Annotated in this window: 16 protein-coding genes; 6 read left to right on the top strand and 10 right to left on the bottom strand. The window is 39.5% G+C overall.

Annotation, left to right across the window (positions count from 1 at the left end; genetic code table 11):
• Nucleotides 1-32: 32 nt before the first annotated feature.
• The 4 genes from SB775_RS05780 to SB775_RS05765 form a co-directional block, all read right to left on the bottom strand.
• Nucleotides 33-1727, bottom strand: a complete 1695-nt coding sequence (locus SB775_RS05780; RefSeq protein WP_410860811.1) for an NAD-dependent malic enzyme — start codon at nt 1725-1727, stop codon at nt 33-35.
• A gap of 296 nt (nt 1728-2023) precedes the next feature.
• A complete protein-coding gene (locus SB775_RS05775; RefSeq protein ID WP_089364135.1) occupies nt 2024-2731 on the bottom strand; it encodes a response regulator in 708 nt (235 codons plus the stop codon).
• Nucleotides 2728-4329, bottom strand: coding sequence for a DcuS/MalK family sensor histidine kinase (gene dcuS / locus SB775_RS05770; RefSeq protein ID WP_410860810.1), 1602 nt, complete (start codon nt 4327-4329; stop codon nt 2728-2730). Before dcuS ends, SB775_RS05775 begins: the two co-directional genes overlap by 4 nt.
• 1072 nt (nt 4330-5401) lie before the next feature.
• Nucleotides 5402-6976: a peptide chain release factor 3 gene (locus SB775_RS05765; protein ID WP_284471380.1), complete on the bottom strand. Its 1575-nt coding sequence runs from the start codon at nt 6974-6976 to the stop codon at nt 5402-5404.
• An 865-nt stretch (nt 6977-7841) separates the two neighbouring features.
• On the opposite strand from SB775_RS05765, the gene SB775_RS05760 reads away from it, so the two are divergent.
• Entirely contained in the window at nt 7842-8045 is a 204-nt protein-coding gene (locus SB775_RS05760; RefSeq protein ID WP_061462203.1) for a cold-shock protein, read from the top strand.
• Nucleotides 8046-8174: 129 nt separating this feature from the next.
• On the opposite strand, the gene SB775_RS05755 is transcribed toward SB775_RS05760, so the two are convergent.
• The 3 genes from SB775_RS05755 to SB775_RS05745 are packed head-to-tail and all read right to left on the bottom strand — an operon-like array spanning nt 8175 to nt 11390.
• Nucleotides 8175-10136, bottom strand: coding sequence for a DUF6449 domain-containing protein (locus SB775_RS05755; protein WP_410860809.1), 1962 nt, complete (start codon nt 10134-10136; stop codon nt 8175-8177).
• Nucleotides 10111-11010, bottom strand: coding sequence for an ABC transporter ATP-binding protein (locus SB775_RS05750; protein ID WP_410860807.1), 900 nt, complete (start codon nt 11008-11010; stop codon nt 10111-10113). Before SB775_RS05750 ends, SB775_RS05755 begins: the two co-directional genes overlap by 26 nt.
• Nucleotides 11007-11390: a GntR family transcriptional regulator gene (locus SB775_RS05745; protein ID WP_410860805.1), complete on the bottom strand. Its 384-nt coding sequence runs from the start codon at nt 11388-11390 to the stop codon at nt 11007-11009. The genes SB775_RS05750 and SB775_RS05745 overlap by 4 nt, the downstream gene beginning before the upstream one ends.
• A gap of 193 nt (nt 11391-11583) precedes the next feature.
• On the opposite strand from SB775_RS05745, the gene SB775_RS05740 reads away from it, so the two are divergent.
• Nucleotides 11584-12000 carry an organic hydroperoxide resistance protein gene (locus tag SB775_RS05740; RefSeq protein ID WP_089364142.1) on the top strand — a complete coding sequence of 139 codons (417 nt, stop codon included), beginning with the start codon at nt 11584-11586 and terminating at the stop codon, nt 11998-12000.
• A gap of 40 nt (nt 12001-12040) precedes the next feature.
• Here the strand turns inward: SB775_RS05740 and SB775_RS05735 are convergent, their stop codons facing one another.
• The gene (locus SB775_RS05735) at nt 12041-13357 is read right to left on the bottom strand and encodes an MFS transporter (RefSeq protein ID WP_176432002.1); all 1317 of its coding nucleotides are present in this window, start codon (nt 13355-13357) and stop codon (nt 12041-12043) included.
• A 218-nt stretch (nt 13358-13575) separates the two neighbouring features.
• Between SB775_RS05735 and SB775_RS05730 the strand changes: the two genes are divergently transcribed.
• The 4 genes from SB775_RS05730 to SB775_RS05715 all read left to right on the top strand — a co-directional run bounded on the left by SB775_RS05730 (nt 13576) and on the right by SB775_RS05715 (nt 20965).
• The gene (locus SB775_RS05730; protein ID WP_089364143.1) at nt 13576-14403 is read left to right on the top strand and encodes a glycerophosphodiester phosphodiesterase; all 828 of its coding nucleotides are present in this window, start codon (nt 13576-13578) and stop codon (nt 14401-14403) included.
• 727 nt (nt 14404-15130) lie between these two features.
• Complete coding sequence (locus tag SB775_RS05725) at nt 15131-15424, top strand: hypothetical protein (protein WP_089364146.1); 294 nt, start codon at nt 15131-15133, stop codon at nt 15422-15424.
• A 27-nt stretch (nt 15425-15451) separates the two neighbouring features.
• Nucleotides 15452-16237: a membrane protein insertase YidC gene (gene yidC / locus SB775_RS05720; RefSeq protein ID WP_284471386.1), complete on the top strand. Its 786-nt coding sequence runs from the start codon at nt 15452-15454 to the stop codon at nt 16235-16237.
• A 465-nt stretch (nt 16238-16702) separates the two neighbouring features.
• On the top strand, nt 16703-20965 hold the full coding sequence (locus tag SB775_RS05715; protein ID WP_410860829.1) for a S8 family serine peptidase: 4263 nt from the start codon (nt 16703-16705) through the stop codon (nt 20963-20965).
• 140 nt (nt 20966-21105) lie between these two features.
• On the opposite strand, the gene cphA is transcribed toward SB775_RS05715, so the two are convergent.
• Together cphA and SB775_RS05705 are read right to left on the bottom strand one after the other, a co-directional pair.
• Nucleotides 21106-23727, bottom strand: a complete 2622-nt coding sequence (cphA, locus tag SB775_RS05710; RefSeq protein WP_410860803.1) for a cyanophycin synthetase — start codon at nt 23725-23727, stop codon at nt 21106-21108.
• Entirely contained in the window at nt 23724-24536 is an 813-nt protein-coding gene (locus SB775_RS05705; RefSeq protein ID WP_318684452.1) for a cyanophycinase, read from the bottom strand. The genes cphA and SB775_RS05705 overlap by 4 nt, the downstream gene beginning before the upstream one ends.
• Between the last annotated feature and the right edge of the window lie 24 nt (nt 24537-24560).

Here is a 24560-nt window from a genome sequence, read left to right as displayed (position 1 = left end):
CTTTCTTTTGAGACAACAAAATAATCCCGGATTTATTTCCCACGAATGGTTTTGTACTCCGGCTTCCACATGTATTCTGTAATTGCTTTTTCAATATCTGTTATATCCGCTTTCGCAACGCCTTCTTCAATGGCTGTCTTTGCCACTTCGATGGCTACAGATTTAGAAACCTCTTGCAATTGTTTGATTGAAGGGAGTAAAGAAGCACCATGCTTACTGCTATCCGATAATCTTGAAACAGCAGATGATGCTGCTGCAAGCATGCCCTTAGAGATTCTTGTTGCTTCTGCGACAATTGCACCAAGTCCAAGTCCTGGAAAAATATATGCATTATTAGATTGTCCGATTGTATAAATCACACCATTATAGTCAACATCATCAAACGGGCTTCCTGTCGCTATTAAGGCTTTACCTTGAGTCCACTTTATAAGGTCTTCAGGAACAGCTTCCGCTAAGGGAGTCGGATTTGACATCGGCATAATAATAGGATGTTCCACGTGCTTTGCCATTTCTTTTACAACTTCTTCTGAGAAAGCTCCTGTTTGACCAGAAGTACCGATTAAGATGGTTGGTTTAACCTTTTTTATTACCTCTAATAATGGGATGATTCCGTCTTCATTCCGAGCCCATTCCTCAACTTCTTCAGCTTTCCGGCAATACGGCTTTTGGAATTTCAAAACATCCGGAATGTCATCTATCAACAATCCACGATAATCGACAGCCCAAAAGTTACCATATGCCTCTTCTCTTGAAATGCCATCAAGAATCATGGCTTCAACCATCTGATCAGCATTACCGATTCCTGCTGCACCTGGACCAAAAACAACAACTCTTTGTTCCTTTAAAGGAACACCAGTTACTTGTAATGCAGACTTTACGGCGGCTAGTGTTACTGCACCTGTACCTTGTATATCATCATTAAAAGTGAGAATCTTTTCACCATAATTATCGATTATATTTCGTGCATTTATATTTCCAAAGTCTTCCCAGTGAAGTAATACCCTTGGGAAGAAGGCTTGAGAATTTTTAACAAATAAATCAATGAATTCGGTGTATTCATCACCGCGAACACGCCCAAACCTGTTACCAATATACAGTGGATCACTAATCAGGCTTTCGTTATCAGTCCCAACATCCAGGACAATAGGTAGCACCCTGCTTGGATCAATTCCCGCAGCTGCAGTGTAGACTGCCAATTTGCCAATGGCTATGTTAATTCCACCAACTCCCTGATCTCCGATTCCAAGAATACTTTCAGAATCTGTAACAACTATTAAATCGATATCATCAGATGAAAGGTCCAGGTTTTTAAATGCATCTTCCATTCCCTCCATATTATCTATAGATAGGTATAGACCTCCTGGACGGTGATATTCTTGGGAGTACTGTTGAATGGCCTCTCCTACAGTAGGTGTGTAAATGATTGGAAGTATTTCACTTAGATGGTCTTTAAGTAGGCGGTAAAACAGTACCACATTCCTATTAAACAAATCATATAACATTCCATTCTTCCGAATATCGCTAGGTTGAGTGGAAAATTGTACATAAGCTCTTTTTACTTGTTCCTCAAGAGTAAGCACCTGGGATGGCAGCAAGCCTACCAATCCTAGTTCATTTCTTTCTTCCTTAGTGAAAGCAACCCCTTTATTAATAAAAGGGTTTGACAGAATACCTTTTCCTCTTAAAGTTGTTTCCAAGCCCTTTTTTGTCTTATCATAAGCTGTCATAGACGTACCCTCTTCCTAAAAATGTATATTTACAAATGATCATTACCAGGCAATAGAGTATATTCTTCCCTGTGGAAGTGTAATTACTAAAAGAAAACTGTAAAAAGGAAAATAAATATACAGCACATAAAAACATAAATATTTCCTCATTACTGCTTATTTGTTTAATCCCATGAAAAATTTATACATAACTCAATCGCCAGTGTATATCTTAGTAGTCATTTACGGGGGACACTAGCTTATTTAACTAATTTTAGTATTATGTAATTAAAAAAAGTAAGCAGCCATTTGGCTACTTACAGATAACGTTGAATAATATGGCTCTTGTCATCATTAAATTTGTGTTGGGAGACTGGTCGGCCTACCGTTCCATAGATTACCTTAACATCAAGGACCCCGATATCCTTCATGAATTTTAAATATTTCCTTACTGATACCCTGGATATACCCGCCACATTTACGACTTCCTCTGTTGAAAAGGGAGCATTTTTAAATACCCGTATCACATTCCATATAATCTTTAAGGTATCTTGAGCTAATCCTTTCGGTAATTCCTCTGGTAAATGATTTTCTTCTTGATGCAATATTCGATAATCTAATTCTTCTTGATTTAGCATATTTTTATCTTGGATAAAAGCTGATTTGTTCCGATATGCTGATAAGGCCGCGTTAAAACGTTCAAATTCAAACGGCTTAATTAAATAATCAACAGCACCTAGTCTCAATGCTTTCTGAATCCTCTCAATGTCCGACGCAGCAGAAATGACAATAACATCTATCTCTTTTTCACTTTCTCGAATTTGTGAGAGTAAATCGAGTCCATTTTTCCCAGGCATGAAAATGTCTAATAGAACTAACCCTATTCTTTGATTTTCCAATACATTCAGAGCTTGATCCACTGAGGAACAGACAGCAGCTAATTCGTAGCCATCGACTTGATTCAAATAGCGCTTATTGAACTCAGCAACCATCGGGTCATCTTCTACGATCATTACCTTAATCATCCTACATCATCCTTGCTTTTGTATGGTATATAAACCACAAACGTTGTTTCTTGACCTTCTTTTGAACTAATATCGAGATCTCCACCTAGCTTATCCAGGCTTGCCTTAACCAAATATAAACCAATCCCCCTGTCATCTCCTTTTGTTGTAAATCCTTTTAGAAGGATATGATTAAGATTGGCATCAGATATTCCCTGTCCAGTATCATGAACTTCAATAGTTAAAATATCATCTGCATAATCAAACTTTAATTCAATTCGTTTAACGGGCCTTTTTTCCACTGCTTCTATAGCATTGTCAATCAAATTTCCTATTATCGTAATTAGCTCATGAGTAATAGATGCATTTTCTGGTTCTGGCAATTGAAAGTCAGAGGATAATGCCAGCTTAGCACCTGCTTCCCTGGCATAACTTAGTTTTCCAATTAAAAAACCGGCTAGTACTGGATCTTTAACGGTTTTGGTAATAAAGCCAATCTCGTTCTCTCTGTGGTCAACAAGATCACTAATATATGCTGCAAGCTGATCATAATAATGCATATGCACCATACCAAGTATTACATGAAGTTTGTTCATGAATTCGTGCGACTGGGCCCTTAAAGATTCAGCATATAAACGGACTCCAGTAAGCTGCTCCGCCAGCAGATGTATTTCTGTTTTATCACGAAATGTAGCCACGGCACCCACGATTTCATCCTTTACAAATACTGGCACCCTATTCACTAGTAAGACACTATCGTTTAAATCCTGCTCTTTATCCAATTCGGCCTTGCCGGTCTCCAGGATTCTATCCAGGTTTGAGCCAGGCATGTAACCAGTTACCTTTTTACCCGTTGGATTTTCATTAATGCCCGCTTTTTTAAATATCTTTAAAGCTGCTTTGTTTATGAGAGTAATGGTTGAACTCTGATCTACCGCTATAATTCCCTCCCGAACTGATTGTAAAATGGCGTTTCGCTCTTTTAAAACCTTTGCAATAGCAAAAGGTTCCAGCCCAAATAATATTTTCTTAATATACCTTGCCAAAAGGATTGCCCCGGCAATTCCGGTTAATATTCCAAAAACGGTTCCCACATAAATATTAAAACGGCTTTTTAAAACAGCATCATTAACTTTTTGAAGAGAAATACCGACCACCACGGCTCCAATTTGATTATCCTCTGAATCATAAACAGGGGTGAAAGAACGCAATGACCTGCCTAAAGTTCCTTTGGAAATAGATATGTGCTCTCTACCTCGTAATACATCTTTCTCATCCCCCCCAACAAATTTTTTTCCTATTTTACTTGGATCGGGGTGAGTTTTCCGGATTCCATTATTATCGATTATTACTACAAATTCTACATCTGTCGATTTTTTTATCCTATTGGCAAATTGCTGAACTTCCTGATTGTTCCCACTTCCACTTAACGCTTCGATTACAAGCGGTGTTTGTGCTGCCATGCGTGCTACGTTTACTGCTTTTTCAGTCTGGCTCTTCTCTATTGTATCCGCTACTGTTTGGCTAATAAGAATATCTGTAATAAATAATGATAGGGCTACTACCCCACACACCAGTATCATAATAGTAAACTGTAGACTCCATTTCCCTTTTTTCACTACTACACACCTCTTTGGTCTAAAAACTCTATTAACTTTAAGGAAGATACTTTTTATGTTAAGTATGTTCATTTTGCCTACATCACACAATTATTCGGTACTTTATCAAGTTCCAAAAAGGTAGCCAATTGATTTAATTCAATTAACCTAACCATTTGCCAATCGTATCCTTAAAAATACTAATTCATCTGCAATATTTTCCAATGATAAAACCGACTATACCTTAGTAGGCTTGGATATAAATGCATACCTCGGTAGTTCAATATAAGTTATTTTTGCTATTCTCCTCCTGCACCAGGGTTAAAGCCACAAATTTTCTATTAGCATTATGCAGTTCTAAGAAGTTTCGCGGAATATCCCAGTAATTCTTACCATGCTAAAAGTTACTGCGCTTTTCTTTTAACCTTTCCAATTAGTTACTATTTAATTTTCAAAAATTCAGCTGTCTAACATCTTCTATCTCCCTGTTTCCGTTTATCTAAAGTCGACATGTTTAAAACAGGGGGTAATGATTAAAATACCCGCATTTTCAACAGATTTCAAATCAACAATGTATTAAGACAGTACTCATAGAAAAGATCATTTAATTACTAGAGATATGTTAATGATTATGAAAAAAGATTAGTAATTGTAGACATCAGTGCGGATGTAGACGGGGCAACTGCAAATCCTACTTATGTATATATAACATCAGTCTTTATTGTTTATATAACTTTTATCTGGAATCTGTTTTTTTTTGATTACACAAAAAAAGCTTGCAGATTTAGACCCTAAAAGGGACCTTATTCTACAAGCTGAACAACCTCCACTATCAGATGTTTTCCAGTTAAACTATTGATTAAAATGATATACAACCCAAATGTCAGGGATTTCTGTTCCAATGTATCAAGTTAAGTCGAAGCCTGATTGATTATGAAGTTCCTCCATAAATTCGCTCTATAGGTAATTTCACATAATAACAGGTAAATATAGCCCCGGAAACATGTTTAAGATACTATCAAAAAAACCTTTCGATATTTAAACAATGCTCCAGATAATGAAAAAACCCGTGTATATTACACGGGCCTCTCCATTATTTCAAATCCATTGGATTATATAATTCCACGTCAGGATTTTTATCTTGGAACCAACGAAGTGCAAATTCGTTTTCAAATAAAAATGCATATTTATCAAACCGGTCTTTAACAAGAATGCTTCTTGTGCTATGAAGATTTTCATCCAGCTTTTCATCTTCAGCCCAACGTGTGATCTTACTGCCCATGCGCTCCATCACGACTTCAACATTGTACTCATTCCTCATTCGATGCTCGAATACTTCAAATTGAAGTTGCCCAACCGCACCAAGCAGGTATTCTTCCATCCGAACCGTTTTGAAGAGCTGAATTGCCCCTTCTTGTACAAGTTGGTTAATTCCTTTATGGAAATGTTTCTGTTTCATGACGTTTTTAGCTGTTACCCTCATGAATAGTTCCGGTGTAAACTGCGGTAGCCTTTCAAACTGGAACATGTCTTTGCTTGTTGTAATCGTATCGCCGATTTGGTAGTTCCCGGTATCATATAAACCGATGATATCCCCGCTTACGGCTTCGTTTACGGTGTTCCGATCATCTGCCATGAATTGAGTAGATGAAGAAAGGTTGATTGGTTTCCCTGTCCTGCTCAAGTTGACACTCATTCCACGCTCGAATTTACCGGAGCAGATACGAAGGAAAGCAATCCGATCACGGTGTTTCGGATTCATATTCGCCTGTATCTTGAAAATGAAGCCGGAAAAATCATTACTGACAGGACTCATTTCACCTGATGTTGTCATCCGTGCTTGTGGGGCTGGTGCAAATTTCAGATAGGCATCCAAAAACGTCTGAACACCGAATGTCGTTAAAGCACTTCCGAAAAATACGGGACTAAGTTTTCCATTCGCAATGTTTTCTTCAGAGAATTGGTTACCCGCTTCCGTCAACAGCATGATTTCTTCCAAAGTTTGCTCATATAACTGGGAATCCTTAAGTTTATGATCCACTTCGAGTTCACCTTCGTCATTCAACGGAAGGAAACGCTCATCCCCTTCAGTTTTGAATTGTTCAATCCGATTATTGAACCTATCGTAAATACCCACGAAGTCTTTTCCCATTCCAATCGGCCAGTTCATCGGGTATGTTTCAATCCCCAATACCTCTTCAAGTTCGGCAAGCAATTCGAGCGGCATTTTACCTTGTCGGTCCATTTTATTGATAAAAGTGAAAATCGGGATACCCCTCATCCGACATACTTTGAATAATTTAACCGTCTGATCCTCGATCCCTTTTGCCGAGTCGATGATCATCACGGCGCTATCAACAGCCATCAGTGTACGATATGTGTCTTCACTGAAATCTTGGTGACCTGGTGTATCGAGAATATTAACACGGAAATCATCATAATCAAATTGCATGACCGAGGATGTAACGGAAATTCCCCGTTGCTTCTCTATCTCCATCCAGTCACTTGTAGCATATTTCCCTGTTTTTCTTGCTTTAACTGTTCCGGCATCACGAATCGCACCACCAAACAGCAATAATTTTTCTGTTAAAGTCGTTTTCCCGGCATCCGGGTGAGAGATGATTGCGAAGGTCCTTCGAGAGTGAACCTCGTCTTTTAATGTAGTCATAAAATGTTCCTTTCATTATTGGAGTCATCAATAAAAAATATATAGGGGATTTATCGTAATTTTTACATTGGAATGGCAACCTTTCTTTGTATGCAGCAAAGATCCTGATCATACATAATATATGTAAGAAGCAATATATCATAAGGCTTAAGCCTTGGCTACTCGGCATTCATTTCAATCAACCTTACTATTTTAACACGATATGAAGGAAAGATGTAGAGGTGAATGGAACACTATAAAAGGATTTGTTCAGATAGCAAAACAAAAGACGCTTAATCAGCGCCCCTTACCCGAATTCTTATGATTATCGTTCATTATTTCATTGTTTTTCCAACTTACCTTGCTGTTTTCATCGCTTTTTGATTCCGTTTGTTTTTCCATCGTTTCTTTACTTCTTTGAATATGATGGGAGCAGCAAATATGAGGGCCCTTTTTAATAATTTCTTCATTTATCCATCAGTCCTTTCTTCCTTATCCTATACCCGATTATTTTAATTTCAACCATAAAGGCTTTTCCTTTTGGGACATGGCATTCCCGTCAAATTTCAAACCAGGAGAATTCTGCACGACAATACCGTTATACTTCCCTTTATATAACCTCCCTAATAGTATTTTTCCCAATTCACAATGTATAAATTACTTCCATTTGTTTTATCCTTTATAAAGGTGGGTATATACTAAAAAATTGGAAATTGCTCCAGAGGTTAGTGGGTTAATTTTTACTTTAGGCTTTCACACATTATCAAGCATCTTCGTATGATACTTTAACTTGAATGTGGATGCTTGATAATGTGTGAATTGATTTTCCCATCCAGGTAAAATCATCACCATTAATATTTTTTAACTTTTTAGGAGGATTCATAGAATGACAGTAACAGGTAAGGTAAAATGGTTCAATAGCGACAAAGGATTTGGATTTATCGAAGTACCAAATGAAGATGATGTATTCGTACATTTTTCCGCCATTCAGGGAGAGGGTTTCAAGAGCCTTGATGAAGGTCAAGAGGTTGAGTTCGAGATCGAAGAAGGAAACCGCGGACCTCAGGCTAAAAACGTCGTAAAACTTTAAAGTAAAGTAACACAAAAATAAGTCTTATGCATTGCAAAAGGATGCCGCCCGTAGTAGGGCGGCATCCTTTTATATTTTATTCCTTTCATTCACAGTGTACAGGCGGCATATCTTTGTTCACCTTGTCACTCATTCGTTAAAATGATCTAAAATAAAGCCGGGAACATGTTCGCCAGAAAAACTCTTGATATCCACATCTCTGCTATCTTTATAATAAAAGGCAGCTGAATACTCTCCGCCCCAATCGATTTGGGCATTATCAATGGCCAAATCGATTTCCGGAGACGTGTTAATTTTCATGCGATTCGGCTTTTGTTCAATCTGTTGTACAAGCTTACTTTCAGAATTCGAATTATAAATTTTCGGATCCGTCTTTGCAACCAGAATATAAGAGATATCATCAGCCATTAACCGCGCTTCTTCCGCTTGTCCGGAATTTTCCATCCATTTTGAAAACTGAGTATAAGAAGAGTCCCAATTCAGATAAATGATTTTATTATTATTCAAAAGAATGTCAATGGAAGCATATTCACCAAATGAGGATGTCATTTGGGTGAACGACTGATTATTCAGGTCCTCCGACAAAGCCTGCACTGCTTCGTCCAGCTGTTGACCATCTGTAATCGTTACTGATTTTTCCACTTGTCCGCTCGCCGTTATCTTGATTTTAGAAACGTCTTCAGCGGAAACATTCAATAACTCATTAACCGTTTTTTTATATTCACTCGATTCATAAATTTTCGCCAAAAGCGGAAGGTATAAGTCATAGTTTTGCAAATGATACTCCCTCGCTAACCGTCTTCCATTCTTGAGTTCATACATCAGAAATATGGATTTTCCATCATCCAATTTACCAATTGAAACTTTTTTTCCCTTTTCGATAATTTGCTGATGCAATAACCTGATCGCTTCTTTATTTTCCTTCTCTTTAAGATAAGTGGGTGCATGATCCAACGTGTCATCATCAAAAAATAAAGGAGCATCGCCAATATATATTTGGTTAATCATCTTTTCATCAGGAATCTTGGACATATATTGAATGGGGTCTATTTTTAAAATAAGCGCCAGAACAATAATAAACACTGTGAATGCTGTATAACCTTTCAGGTTGAGCCGTATTCGCCAAGTCTTTTGCAGGACGATTTCCCCTAAATAATATCCAAGCAAAGAACCAACGATATATCCGAAGAAAATCCAGCCTGGTTTGCCTGTCGTTCCGCTAAAATAAAGCCCTGTCAGCAGCATCATGCATAGAGTCAGTCCGAATTTAAATAATGGCTTTATCTTAGGGAAAACAAATGCCTGCGATACATGCTCCAGCTTCCTCCTCTCATATAGAAAAAGAGAACTAAGCAGAAAAAGAAGGGTCAATATACTGTAGATTAATATATCAACTGAGAAAAAAGTGATTTTTTCCATCTCCGTTGCAGCTAATAAGGGTGAAATGGCATTCATATTGGCACTAAGATAATAATCTGCAGAAAATCCTGCTATCAAAAACTTCACATTGGCTGCAAACAAGACAAACAATCCCACCGGCAAAGCTAGAAAAATATATGTCAGCAAGCCTTGCAAGGCCGATAATCCCGTCACCATTCCAATTAAAACGGCAACAGAAAAGATCAAAGCTTCCAAAATAAATGTAATCCCCATCCAGGACCAAATATCCGGAATGGTATAAAGCCTTTCTATGTCTATTGCAGAGTGGAATAATATCAAGATTGAGCCTGTAAGTAAAATAGGCAAAACTATGAAGCCCATTCCCGTCCCAATCATATGAAAAAAGATGTTTCGTCTAGTAATCGGTAAACTATGAATAAAATCGGAAGCTTGTTTCATCTGTAAAAACCGAAAGAGGAAGATGGCAAATAATACTGGAATAACGATGACCAAGACATATTGAATCATCTGCTGACTGGAAAAAAGGTTTTCGAACTCAACATATTCATTATTCTCATTCAAAATAATCGTTAACATTTCCAGTGGCAGTGCAAATATTAGGCCGACGAAGTATAGGAAGCCAATCCAGCCAGTGCTTCTGAAAATATAGATAATCAATTCTTGATTAAACCAGGTTATTCTGGATGACATAACCTATATCCCCCATTTCATAAATGAATATCTCCTCTAGAGTAAGGGGGAGAATATCGAATATTTCAGGCTGAAATTGATTAAAGTGCGATTTAATCACGGATTCTGCACCTTTAACAATGCAAACGATCACACTGCCGCGCCTTTCCTTGTTAAGAATTTGAATTCCACGGTATAAACCATGGGGGATTTTATGTTTAAAGGCAATTTGCACTTTATGTACATCTGCTTTTAAGTCGTCCAGATCCTTTTGGATAACAAGCTCTCCCTTATGCAATATCCCTACATGGTCAGCTAGATCTTCAATTTCCCGGAGATTATGAGACGATATTAATACCGTCATATCCCTTTCCGAGACATCCTGAATCAACAACTGTCTCACAATTTTACGCATGACCGGATCTAACCCATCAAACGGTTCATCTAGGATGAGAACTTCCGGCATCGTCGAGAGTGCGAGCCAAAAAGCAACCTGTCTCTGCATACCCTTTGATAGTTTATGTATTTTATATTGGAAAGGCATCGAGAAAACTTCCTGTAATTGGTAAAAACGTTCTTGATTCCAATCACTATAAATATGGCTATAAAAACCTGCCATTTGCATGATCGTATAGTTAGCCAGGAAATATGGCGTATCAGGGAGGAAGAAACAACGATTTTTCACTTCACGGTTTTCAAACACAAATGATCGATCAATAAAGACTTCACCGGAATCCTGTATCAGATTGCCTGAAAGCATTTTTAATAGAGTCGTTTTCCCCGCTCCATTGGAACCTAATAACCCGAAAATGGAGCCTTTTTGTATGACCAAGGTGACGTTCTTGATTGCTTCTTTTCCCTCATATAATTTACTCACCTGTTTTATTTCAATCATGAATCTCCCCCCTTTGCCAATGGACTGATTTCTTTTACTAATCTATAAATTTCATGTTTATCTATCCCGATATACAGAGCTTCAGCGAGAACCTTTGCAAGCTCATTTCTGATCTTTTCTTCATTAAATGAATTTTTCAAAGATTTAGGAGGTGCCACAAAATTCCCTTTTCCTGGTAAAGTATAAATATACCCGTCGAATTCAAGCTGCTTGTATGCTTTTTGGATTGTATTTGGATTGATGGTCAATTCCTGAGCCAATATTCGAATGGATGGGAGCTGATTATGTGCCTGTAAAACTTCATTGATCATTAGTTCCTTAAACTTATCCATCAATTGCTCATATATCGGCTTTCTGCTTTGTACATCCAACTCAAACATCATCAACCCTCCTTGAACATTGGGTGTATTACACCTTCTAATACAGTTCATTATAAAACAATTTCTTCCAATTTAAAACCAATTAATAACCAAAATTCAAGCAATGCACTCCTATAAACCCCCTTTATTTTGTTTAATAAGACTTAAAGGCGGGAACTAATGATAGTAAGAATATACAAAGGAGTTGTTTTTATTGAAACCATTATATACAGCTACTGTTACCGTACACGGCGGTCGTGAAGGACATGTTAAGTCAGAGGATGGAATTCTGGATTTTGATGTGAGGTCACCTAAGGAATTGGGTGGTTCCGGTGAAAGAGCTACAAACCCTGAACAATTATTTGCAGCCGGTTATGCTGCGTGTTTTGACAGTGCCTTGAATCTTGTTCTGCAAAAAGAAAAGCAAAAAGTCGATACTTCCGTGACGGCAAATGTCACGATCGGTAAAGATGAGGAAGACGGTGGCTTTAAATTGGCTGTAAGGTTGGATGTTTCAATTCCTGACTTAAGCAGAGCAGAAGCCGAAGACTTTGTCAAAAAAGCCCACATGACCTGCCCCTATTCAAAAGCAACTCGTGGGAACATTGATGTCACCTTGATTTTGGTATAAAGATTAGGAAGGGAATGGGCCTTGCTCCATTCCCTTTTCCTTATTTCACTTCTTCCAAACCCTTCATTTTCAAAAGAAAGCCCAGACCAATTACCGCCATGATAATCAGTGACCCTAATGCCATCCGGCTCGCCAATGTACCGAGGTCATGGAAAACCAACGTAATCGTTCCATATAAAAGCGGACCGATTATTGAAGATACTTTTCCAGAGAATGCAAATAGCCCAAAAAATTGGCCCCTCTTCTCATCCGGGGTCAATTCAATTATATATGTCCGTGATGTAACCCACATCGACCCCAGCGAAATGCCGAACATACTTCCTGCAATCCAGAACCAAAGAGCGGTTTGGGCAAAGACCGCAATAAATAAAGCGACCAAGAGCAGAATTCCCACATATGTCACAGCTATCCGCGATCCCTTCGACTGTGTGATGTATCCAAACAGAAACGATCCGGCAATACTCGATACTGTCGATACCAAGTAAAGCAAAATGAACCCGCTTGAAGAAAATCCGACAACAGTCTTGGCATATACGGCCATCATGCCAATAGTGGTCGCAATTGCATCGTTTAAAAAGAAATAAGCAATCATGAATGTAAAAACGGATCGATAGGATTGCATCTCTTTGAATGTTGATTTAATTTCCTTATAACCGGATAAAAAAGGTTGTTTGGCTTTTTGCTGTTTTGGGGTCTCTTTTAAAAAAAAGAATAAGGGAAGCGAAAAAACCAGAAATAAAATGGACGTAGGCATAAAGGCTTCATGTGAACTCCCTTTACTTATGAATGGATAGATCGACAATCCCACTAACGTTCCAAGGTAGCCTACCGCCACTCCAAAGCCTGATATAAGCGGCAATTGCTTTTTCGTGCCTAGATCACTCATCATCGTATCATAGAAAACAAGACTTGAATGATAGAAAAACTTAGCGATTACAAATAAAAGAATGACGATCGCTAAGGAAATTGGGATGCCAAGAAACTTTCCATCGAATGAAATCCCTCCAAAAATCCCCATTAAAAATGTACTTGCAACAGAAATGAGTGTGAAAATCATAATGTATTTTTTCATTTTTCCCGTTCTATCGATCATGACCCCGAACAGCGGGGAAAACAAAACAAGAAACAAACTGGCAATCGCATTTGCGTAGGAGATGAAGGTACTGGCAATCTGATCTAGGACAGCATTTTCCCCTATCTGTTCCTGGAGGAAAAATGGAAAGAAAATCGTATTGATATTAGAAGAAAAAATCGTATTGGCAAAATCGTATAAGGCCCATGAAATAATGGGCAGGGAAAAAAATAAACCAAAATTCCCCTTCCACTTTTTAGACTTCGGTTTCACCTGCAATTCCATCAGCTTTCCCCCTTTATTGATACTTAAATTATAAGTATTCCATGCCTTTCCAATAAATCCTCTTAAGTCTGGATTGTGTTAAATATGTTTTTTTCCTATTTAACAAATAAAATTATGAAATGAAGCTGTCAAATTGCAAATTTCTTTTATTTTATTTAAGTTAAGGTAAAGGATAACGAAGATTTTTATTATTAATGTGTCTAAAAGGAGTGTGAACGGTGATTGCATTTTTACTTATTATCTCGGTTACCATACTTGTACTTGTTTTGTTCGTCCTCTACTCTAAAAGAACAAAGAGTGAATTCCCTGGGAACTTCATTATGCAGCATTCCCCCCTTAAGATAGGACATCGCGGTGCATCTGGATATTGCCCCGAGAATACAATGGCATCTTTTAATAAAGCAATTGAATTGGGAGCTGATTTCCTGGAAGTGGATATTCATCTTAGTAAAGATGGTGTAATTGTGGTTCATCATGATCCCACACTGGATCGAACCACAAGCGGCAAAGGAAACCTCCGTGATTACACGGCGGCCGAATTAAAGGAATTGGATGCAGGGAGCTGGTATCATGCTCGTTATAAAAACGAAAGGATCCCCTTACTTAGTGAGGTATTGGAGAATTTCGGGTCTGAAGTTGGAATCTTAATCGAAATAAAACATCCATCTTCTTATCCTGGCATTGAAAAGAAACTTGCTGAAGAATTAGGAAAGATCCAAGAATATTCATCAGGGAATAATAGGGTTATGGTTCATTCGTTCGATTTGGAATCCATGAAAAGGTTTCATCAGCTAATGCCGGACATACAAGTGGGCGTTTTGATAAAACGGCGAATTAATGACCAAAAATTAAAAGAGATTGCAGAGTTTGCATCATTTTTGAATCCAAAGCAAACGATTATGAGTCCTAAGCTGCAAATGCGCATCCAGGAGCACGGGATGAAAGTGTATACATGGACCGTCAACAATAAAAAACAAATACACATGTTCAAAAAGATGAAGTTAGATGGTATCATCTCCGATTTTCCTGATTATTTTTTGGATTGAAACTTTGAATGAATTAAAAAATAAAGGCTGTTTTCACATACTTTGTTGCTATTTACCAGGTAGTGAGTTGTGGTTGATTTCCCTCCAGATGCTCGCTTTCCTTGGTGCGGGCGGTGAGCCTCCTCGGCGTAAACGCCTGTGGGGTCTCACCTGTCCCGCTGCTCTCGCAGGAGTCTCGCACTTCCGCTCCAATCAACCTTAAATAGTTTCGTTTTAAAAACAACAATCTTTACGAAAAGAGCCTAAATAAAAAACCAATCCCTCATACGGATTGGTTTTTTAAAACATTGAAATGATGGTATTTCATGCGCGTCCGTTCCATAATAGGCCCATCGCTGGTGGCTTCGTCTCCATCTTTTACCTGCCACGGAGTTTTCGGTACCGTTATTTTGGTTGATTGTATCGGTCGGTTTATACTTCTTCACCTCATATTTGAACTTCCTTTTATCCATATGTAGACGAATGTCCATTTGTGCAATCTCGCTCGAATTACATTCACGATCTGGATTCTGCAAGACGTTTAATGTCAAATTAATATTCCAGAAAATATTCCCTGTGTATTTTTTGAAAATAACCCTATATTTTTTAGCTTTCATGCACTAAAATTTGATATAGTGTTCTTAATGATTTAAACTCATTAAATCAAGATAGTCATTCCTGGCCCCTAAATCAACGTGGAGGCCAGCGGAACTAAATTTTTTTATCTTAGAAAAAACGAGGGATTCCTATGTGGGAATTATTATTAGAATTCGATTATCAGACCGTTCGTCATGCGGTATGGGCAGGTTACTTATTGACCTTTGTCTTTCCACTGGCTGCGTTTTACTTCTTAAATAAAAAGCAATCGCTTTTGAATGATAAACATCAAGCTTCGATTCACTCAGATAAAGGTAAATCCCCTGTTCAAGCATGCAGCATTTTTGACTGGCGGGGTGCACAGCGCTTTTTCACATTTATCCGGCAAAAGCAAAAGGATTCACTCGATGATTCAGATGAACCAAGCCTCCTTATTGTTGTTTAACTACTTACAATTCGAGGAGGAATTATTTTGAAGAAGAAAAGCATGTTACTAATTACCGTCCTATTTTTAGCTACGACCCTTTTGACAGGATGCTCTGCAGCAACGAGCGGCCCATTTCATACAGCATTGGTTAACCCCATGACAAAAATGCTTGAATTCAATGCTGATATATTTAATGGTAACTATGGTTTAAGTATCATTATGATGACATTTCTCATCCGTCTAGTCTTGCTTCCACTGACTGCCAAGCAATATAAAACACAGCTCAGCATGAAAACGAAGATGAATGGGCTGAAACCAGAAATGGCAGCAATCCAACAGAAAATTAAAGAGACTAAGGATCCAGTTAAACAAAAGGCCCTGCAACAGGAAATGATGCAGCTATACCAAAAGCACGGAGTCAATCCGCTAAATATGGGCTGTCTGCCGCTTTTAATCCAAATGCCGATTCTAATGGGCTTTTATTATGCGATTCAAGGTTCCCATGAAATTGCGACCCATAATTTCCTTTGGTTCAGCCTTGGCCAGCCGAATATTGCCATGGCGATTATCGCTGGTGTCATCTATTATTTCCAATCAGTCATTTCCATGAGACAAATGCCGGAAGAACAGCAGAAACAAATGAAGGTGATGAGCCTGCTCTCACCAGTGATGATTTTATTCATTTCTTTCTCCGCTCCTGCAGCATTGCCACTGTATTGGTCAATCGGAGGTTTATTCATGATTGTTCAGTCCATCGTGCTGCAACGAGTTTATAAAAAAGATCATGCCAATGTGCCTGCGAAGAATGAAACGGTTATGAAAAAAAGCTAATCCAAATTGGATTAGCTTTTTTTTCGTTCAAGGACTTTCCATTCACTGACATGTCTCGAGTAAAGATTGCCGTCTATATAACAAATTGTAAACAAGACATTTTGAACCTTTATTACCATTTTTATTTTTGAAATAAAAAAGAGTCCTTTTGACACCCGTAGAATAGCATGTTTTTTTTATATTCCTTCCGTTCTCTTTTCAAACCAGAGGTATTTCCCCTTATTTTTCCATACACACTCTTCCTACAATGTGTTCATTTTCACGAAATAGCATTTTTAATTCCAAAATATGACATTTTTCTCATATGTTTATTGGTTATCATTAACATGGTTCTACATAGTGGCCAATTATTTAGAAAGGAGGAGAAATTGGGTATAGGCTGGTCGCTTTTTGTTCTTTGAAAATGGAATAGGGGGAAAAAACTTGCAAAACAAACGAAAATGGTTAGGTTTATTATTCACGATCATGCTTATTGGATCGATCATTCTGCCGACAAGCTCCATCACAGCAGCATCTAATAAACTTCATACTTCCGCTAAAGATGAATTATCGGGAAAGAATCAAAAGAAAGTTGCCTCTAAAGTACTTAAACAGTTTGAAAAAAAAGAAAAGGTAACCTTTCTCGTTAAATTCAAAGAACAAGTGGACACCAAGGACGTATCCTCAAAAGCTGCAAAAATAGCAAAATCACAAAAATTATCTGCAAATAATTCAAAGTTACTTAAACGATCAAGTGTAGTCTCTGAGCTTCGTGCTACTGCTCTTGAAACACAAGTCAATATTAAGAACTACTTAAAAAAGCAAGAAAAAGCCGGTAATGCAAAGGATTTTCAATCTTTTTATATTGTTAATGCGATTGCTGTTACTGCTACAAAAGATGTCATGAAGCAAATCGCCCTCTTTCCCGAAGTGGAAAGAATCATGCCAAATGAAAAGAGGCAGCTCATTCAGCCGGCAAGCAAAACTGCAACTTCAAAAGCCAGCAATAAACGGGCCGGTACTGCAGGAATTGAATGGAATATCGAAAAAATCGGAGCACCTGCTGTCTGGAATATGGGCATTGATGGTGCGGGTACGGTTATCGCTTCTATCGATACAGGAGTTCAGTGGAACCATCCAGCACTGAGAACAAAGTATCGCGGGTATAATCCTGCCAATCCAGACGTGCCAAACAATGAATATAATTGGTTTGATGCAGTTAGCGGACAAGCCGCTCCCTATGATGACTTGGGTCATGGAACACATACAATCGGTACGATGGTAGGTTCTGAACCAAATGGTGCAAATCAAATCGGGGTTGCCCCAGGTGCCACATTCATTTCCGTTAAAGCGTTTTCTGAAGATGGCGGGTCAGACATAGATTTATTAGAGGCAGGAGAATGGGTTATCGCTCCGAAAGATGCTTCTGGAAATCCCCATCCTGAGAAAGCACCTGATGTTGTCAATAACTCTTGGGGGGGCGGAGCAGGTCTCGATGAGTGGTACCGTCCAATGGTACAAGCCTGGAAAGCTGCAGAGATATTCCCGGAATTTTCTGCAGGAAACACTACATTATCAAATCCTGGCGGTGCTGGTTCAGTAGCGAATCCAGCGAACTATCCAGAGGCATTTGCCACTGGAGCAACCGACCTAAACAATAAGGTCGGCAGTTTTTCCTTACGCGGACCATCACCCTACGGAGAAATTAAACCGGATATTTCTGCACCAGGCGTCAACATTCGTTCTGCCGTTCCTGGCGGTGCATATGAAGGCGGATGGAACGGGACATCTATGGCAGGTCCTCACATTTCAGCGGTCGCTGCTCTATTAAGACAAGCAAATGCCAGCTTAACAGTTGACCAACTTGAGGAAATTTTACTAACAACTGCTACTCCATTGACAGACAATAATTATCCAGTAACGCCCAACCATGCCTATGGCTATGGCCTTGTAAATGCATTTGATGCAGTTTCGTCAGTTGTAAGCGGACTTGGGAAAATTGAAGGAAAAGTAACCAAGTCTGGAGATGACTCAGAAGCAGCTGTCATTTCGCATCAAGCACCAGAAAAGTCGTATAAAAAAATGAATCTATCGCTTCAGGCTGAAGTGTCTGATAATGTAAGTGTCACTTCCGTTACCCTTATCTATCAAAAAGCCGATGGAACTTGGGCTGAAATCAAAGGTCAAAAATCGGACGGTGACCATAAATCGGGAACGTTTGAGGCTACTATTCCGGGTTCGGACTTGACGGAAGATACCATCGTTTATAAATGGACCGCTACAGACTTCGGTGGTTCAGAGACAGCTACAGATGATTATACCATCGATCTTTTGCCTGGTATTGGATTAGGTTATACAGAGGATTTCGAAGAGAAACCAACAACTGGATGGAGCTCATTTGGCACGAATAATGACTGGGATTGGGGCGTTCCGTCAAGCGGACCAGATTCTGCATCTTCCGGTCAAAAGGTTTATGCAACAAATCTTGCTGGAAACTATTCCAATGGTGCCAACATGAGTCTGCAAATGCCTCCAATCGATGTTCCAGAAGGGACAAGCTATTTACAATTTAAACATTGGTACGAACTTGAAAAGAATTATGATTTCGCCCATTTATTTATCTCTGAAGATGGAACGAACTGGGTTCAAGCAGCTCGTTTTAACGATAAGTCAAATAGTTGGATTGATGGTGAAGTAAACCTTAGCCAATATGCTGGAGAACGAATCTATATTGCCTTTAATGTAACATCTGATGGTTCAGTCCAAAAACCTGGCTGGTATATTGATGATGTTAAATTGGCTGATACTGCCCTTCAACCGTCTGCAAAAGCTAAAACAGGATTAGGTATAAACAAGTCTGACTCTTCCGTTTCAGCCAAACCGAAAGTTGATCCTGATAAAATTAAGCCCATTGCAGAAAAAGTGAGTGACCCTGAAAAAGCTCAGCCTGCTCCATTACTTCTTCCATTGCAGGCTCAGGTCAGTGTTTTAGAAACAGGTAGATCTGTGTATACAAACCCACAAGATGGTTCCTACCAACTAACACATGCATCAGGTTCATACACTTTGCAAGCAGAAACTTATGGGTATCTATCGCAAACAGCAAGAGTCAACGTAGAACAGGATGACATAACAACTGCGAACTTTATACTTCAAGAAATTCCTAAAGGTACAATCAACGGTACAATCACCAACAAAATTTCTGGTGAACCAGTTTCTGGCGCTACAGTATACCTTCTTGAAGATGCTGCCATTAAACCGGTAACCACAGATTCAAAGGGTGAATACTCCTTAACTGCTTATGAAGGTAAATACACCTTGAAAGTCGTGGCTCCTTCTTATTACGGCAATGAAGCATCAGTAACGATTTCGGACGGTAATAACTCCACGAAAGATATTGAACTGAAACCGTTCATCGGGTACCCAGATGAGATTAAGTATGACGACGGAACAGCAGAAAATGCCCGTGCCTATAATGCGGCAGGAAACAGCTGGGCAGTAAAGATGTCGCTAGCTTCGGGAAATAAAACGGCAAATGTAACCGGCGCTCTCTTACGCTTCTGGGATACCACATGGCCTGTTCCGGGCGGGACTGAATTCCAAGTTTCTGTATATGATGCTTCAGGAACAGACGGATTGCCAGGTAAAAAAATCGCAGGTCCTTTCAATAAGACTGCGTTGCGTGACGGTCAATGGACACATGTTGATCTGAGCGAGCATGGAATCATGGTTGAGGGTGATTTCTTTATTGTTTATACCCAATCAAAGGCCAATCCGAATGCTCCAGGATTAGGTACAGATGAAGATGGGCCTAATGCAGGACGAAGCTGGCAGGGTGTCGGTGGTTCATGGTCGCAATCACCAACTGAGGAAGGAAACTACATGATTCGTGCCACTGTCAATTACGAAGTGAAGGAACCTGTAATTACCTCTCCTAAAGACAATGCGTATTCGAATCAAAAAGAAGTAACAGTTGAAGGTATATCCGCACCTACAACAAAGGTAGATATTTTTAACAAAGGTGAGAAAGTAGCAAGTACTGATTCAACTGAAGCAGGAACCTTCACTGTTCCAGTCACATTAGGGAATGGTGAAAATACTTTGACAGCAAAAGCTCGAACTAGTCAAGGTTCTACTGAGGCCTCTCCATCTGTAAAAGTGATATTGGATACGGCTAAACCGGAACTTGCGATTGCTGCACCTGTAGACGGTTCCAAAACCAACCGTGAATCGGTAATCGTTACAGGTGCGATTTCGGATGAAAATCTTAATAATGTCAAAGTAAATGGTCAGAAAGCTACTGTGAAAGACAACACCTTCTCCTATCGACTTATGTTGAATGAAGGTATCAATAACATTAAGGTAGTCGCACTGGACAAGGCAGGCAATAAAAGCACTAAATCCGTCTCGATCGATGCAAAGTATATCGCCCCGGAAATAACTGATTTATTGCCGAAAGAGGATAAGACCTTGAAAAGTGGCGAATCGGTCAAAATCGAATTTGACAGTGAACCCGGACTAACAACCAGTTTCTCGATACTGATGCCTTTGACAAATGCAAGGAGCATCGCAAATGCAACTGAATTGCCGATGAAAGAAACATCTTCAGGACATTACGTTGGCTACTATACTGCAACAGCGAATGTAAAGGCACCTGGTGCCGTCGTGGAAGTAAAAGCTGCAGATGGTCATGGAAATATCACAACACAAAAGGCGACTGGCATCCTATGGATTAACGCTAATAAATAAGTGCAAAGGCCATGCTTCCCATTCATGAAAATGGGAAGCATGGCTTTCCGATGTTATCGTGGTACTGAAAATTAGCTTTTGATATCATTTTGATTCAGATTATTAGAAAGTGCATTTCGCCCTGCGTAATGCACTTTCTTTTATTTTTTTGGCAATGGATTTGTTGCAACTTTTTCGAAAAACCGCTCTACATATTCAAAATCGGTGTAGAAGAACAATAATAGATCACCAGGTTGTGATGTTTCCCAAGCTTTTACGAATGCGTCCAATTCATTAAGAACGATAAATGCCTGATCTTTATGTAACCCTGCTTCTACCGCAGCTTCCTTTAGCAGCCTCGCTACTTCGAGAGGCTCCCTTCCCCGCAAATCATCGTCTTCTTTAATGATGAACAGATCAGAATTCATTGCCGCCACCTTGGATAGTCTGATGAGCTCTTCATCAATACGGTCTCCCGGTCCTGCCAAAACAGTGATAAGACGATTTTTGTTATAGGCACTGACCGTTTCGAATATGGCCTTTAATCCTGCTTCATTATGGGCATAGTCGATGATGATCGTTCGCTCATTCAACTTTTTTAAATTGAAACGCCCTTTGGACAAATTCGTATCAGGCATAAACGTGACAGCCTTCCTTCTTAGTTCTTCCATGGAAATACCTTGGGTTTGGGCTGCGGCTAACGCCTGAAGTAAATTGGCGATATTATGACGTGCATTGCCGGAAATCGTTATTGGAATCATCGAGCAATCCATAAACTGAGAAATGACACCATCTGATGAATGGCAGATCATACCTTGTTCATTGACAAACCAAACTTTACATCCTCCCTTAATGGCGGCCTTCACCTGAGGCTGGGTGGCATCTGTAGAAGTAAAAATCACTTCCCCATCTGTAAAAGCTTCCATGGCAGCTACATTCGGATCATCTGCATTCAGCACACAATAGCCTGTTTTTTGAACGATTTCGGCTACCAGCCTCTTTAATTTTATGAGATCATCCAATGTTTCAATTCCATCACGGCCGAGGTGATCCTCACTAACATTTGTAATGATGCCAACATCACACTGACGAAATGCTAGACCTTCACGCAGAATCCCCCCCCGTGCCGTTTCTAATACAGCTACATCAACTTCAGGATGTGCCAATACCATTCTTGCACTGACCGGGCCACTGCAGTCACCTTGATCCAATACCTTATCGCCGATATATACTCCATCGGAATTCGTCATTCCTACCTTCGTATTTTCATTTGAAAGAAAATAATGAACCAATCGGGTCGTTGTCGTTTTTCCATTTGTTCCGGTCACCGCGATGATCGGTATCGCCGCCTCTTCCCGTGTCGGAAATAAATAATCGATAATGGCTTTGCCTACATCCCTTTTTTTTCCTTCACTCGGATAGTGATGCATTCGAATTCCCGGTGCAGCGTTCACCTCGATTATCGCAGTCCGTGAATGTTCGATTGATTTTGAGATATCCTCACAGATCAAGTCTATTCCGGCTATATCCAAACCGATTGCTTTCGCGGCAGCACGCGCCATATTCTTAATGGTTGGATGGACCTGGTCCGTTACATCTATTGCCTTTCCACCAGTCGAAAGATTTGCATTGCCGACAACTTGAACCACTTCTCCTTGATTCGGAATTGTATCCAGTGCCCGGTTCGATTTTTCCAAATAACACGTCACGGTATGTGTAAGGGGGATTTTTGACATCGGTTTTTCATGACCTTCTCCACGCAATTCATTACGATTTTCCTTTTCTATCAACTTGCGTATCGTTTCCTTACCGTTTCCAATAACATAGGGAGGAAGCCTTAAACTAGCGGCTATAAGTTCTCCATTTACTATCAATAACCTGTAATCATGTCCTTCAATATGTCGTTCGACAATGTACTTCTCCACATGCGACTCCAAACAATTGACTACATTGAATAGTTCATCCTTATTTTTAATATGGGTGATGACACCCTCTCCCTGTCTACCGTTATACGGTTTTATAACCAGTGGAAAACCCAGCTTGTCCGCTGTGGTAAAGATTTCTTCAATGGAATGGGCAATATCCCCTTCAGGTACAGAAAGGCCACACCCTTTTAATATAGATTTGGTCAATGATTTATCACATGAATTCTCCACGGCAATATTCGAAGTCTGGCTAGAAATTGTCGCCTGGACATACTTTTGCCTTGAACCGGTGCCTATACGCAGTAAACTTTCATCACCCATTCGCTCGACAGGGATATCTTTTGCCTGCGCAGCCTTAAAAATGGCTTCTGTACTAGGCCCCAGTTTATTTTTATAATATATCTGCTCTATTTGTTTTACATAAAATTGTACATTTATAAGGTTTTCACCATTCAGGATGGCTTCCACGATATCTTTTGCTGCTAAAAAAGCTTGAAGACCTGACTGAGGCTCCTTATAGTCGAAGGTTACATAATAATGACCCTTCTTTTCCATCATTACCGTTTTTCCCCGAATGGCATCAATTCCAGCTAAGTTTTGAAGCTCAATCGTCATATGCTCTAAAATATGTCCCATCCATGTACCTTTTCTAAGCCTTTCAGCAAAACCGCCTCGATACCCTTTTGAACATGTATGGCTTCCCAGGTTCGGGAGCGTCCTCAATAATTTTTCATTGAATCCAGGAATCGAATCAGATGGTTTCTCTTCCAATTCCCCTATATCCAATTCAATGCAAATCGTTGGTGTATAAGCAAAATAATTAGGTCCTTTTAAATAACGGACTCGATTGATAATCATGGTTGGATCCCCTTTTTCATCAACAATTTCCTGGTAAGCAGGTCAAAACGGTATCCCCTGGTAAGTGCATGAAGATTAAATCCCGAGAGAGTCAACTCTTCACTGCCATTATCGGAAGATGTGATATTGATATAATCACTGTTGCTGCCATCAAGAACTAATACTTGATGTTGGCCAAATACTTCAAAATATCCTTCTTTAACTAAAATTGCTGTATTTTCATCAATGCCAATACCCATAATTTCTTTATTCCCTGCTATCGCACTTAACAGACGGTCAAAGCGGCCACGCTGGGAAAAATGTTGGTCAATTATCAGGTCGTCAAGGAAGCCGAAACCTATCCCAATCTCGACCTTTAACTTATTATCATTCAGCATCGTATCAGCAGCAACGATCATATGCTTACCTAAAATGGAGGCGCCAGCACTTGTCCCTGCTATCACCATTCCTTTATGCCAGGCATTAGAAAGGGTATGATGGAATTTGGATTTCCCAATCCGCTCAGATAACCGGCTTTGGTTTCCTCCAGTAATGAAGATGGCGGAAAAGGATATCAGCTGTTTACAAATCGCCGGATCGTCTGCATCCTGCCTTGAATCCAGCTTGATCACTTCCACCCTGTCCACGCCTAAATCCCTGAAAATCTTGATATACTCGGTACTCACTTCCTCAGGAATTTCACTCGCTGTAGGCAATATTCCTATTCCGCCATCTGAACGGTTTGCAAGCTCGACAAATTTATTTAATACTTCACCTTCAAGGCACTTATCCTCTGCCCCGCCAATGATAAGTAATTCACCACAATTCATTCCTCATACTCACCTTTACAAATG

Source organism: Peribacillus sp. SIMBA_075 (assembly GCF_046534585.1).
This window is presented reverse-complemented; position numbering and strand designations above follow the sequence as displayed.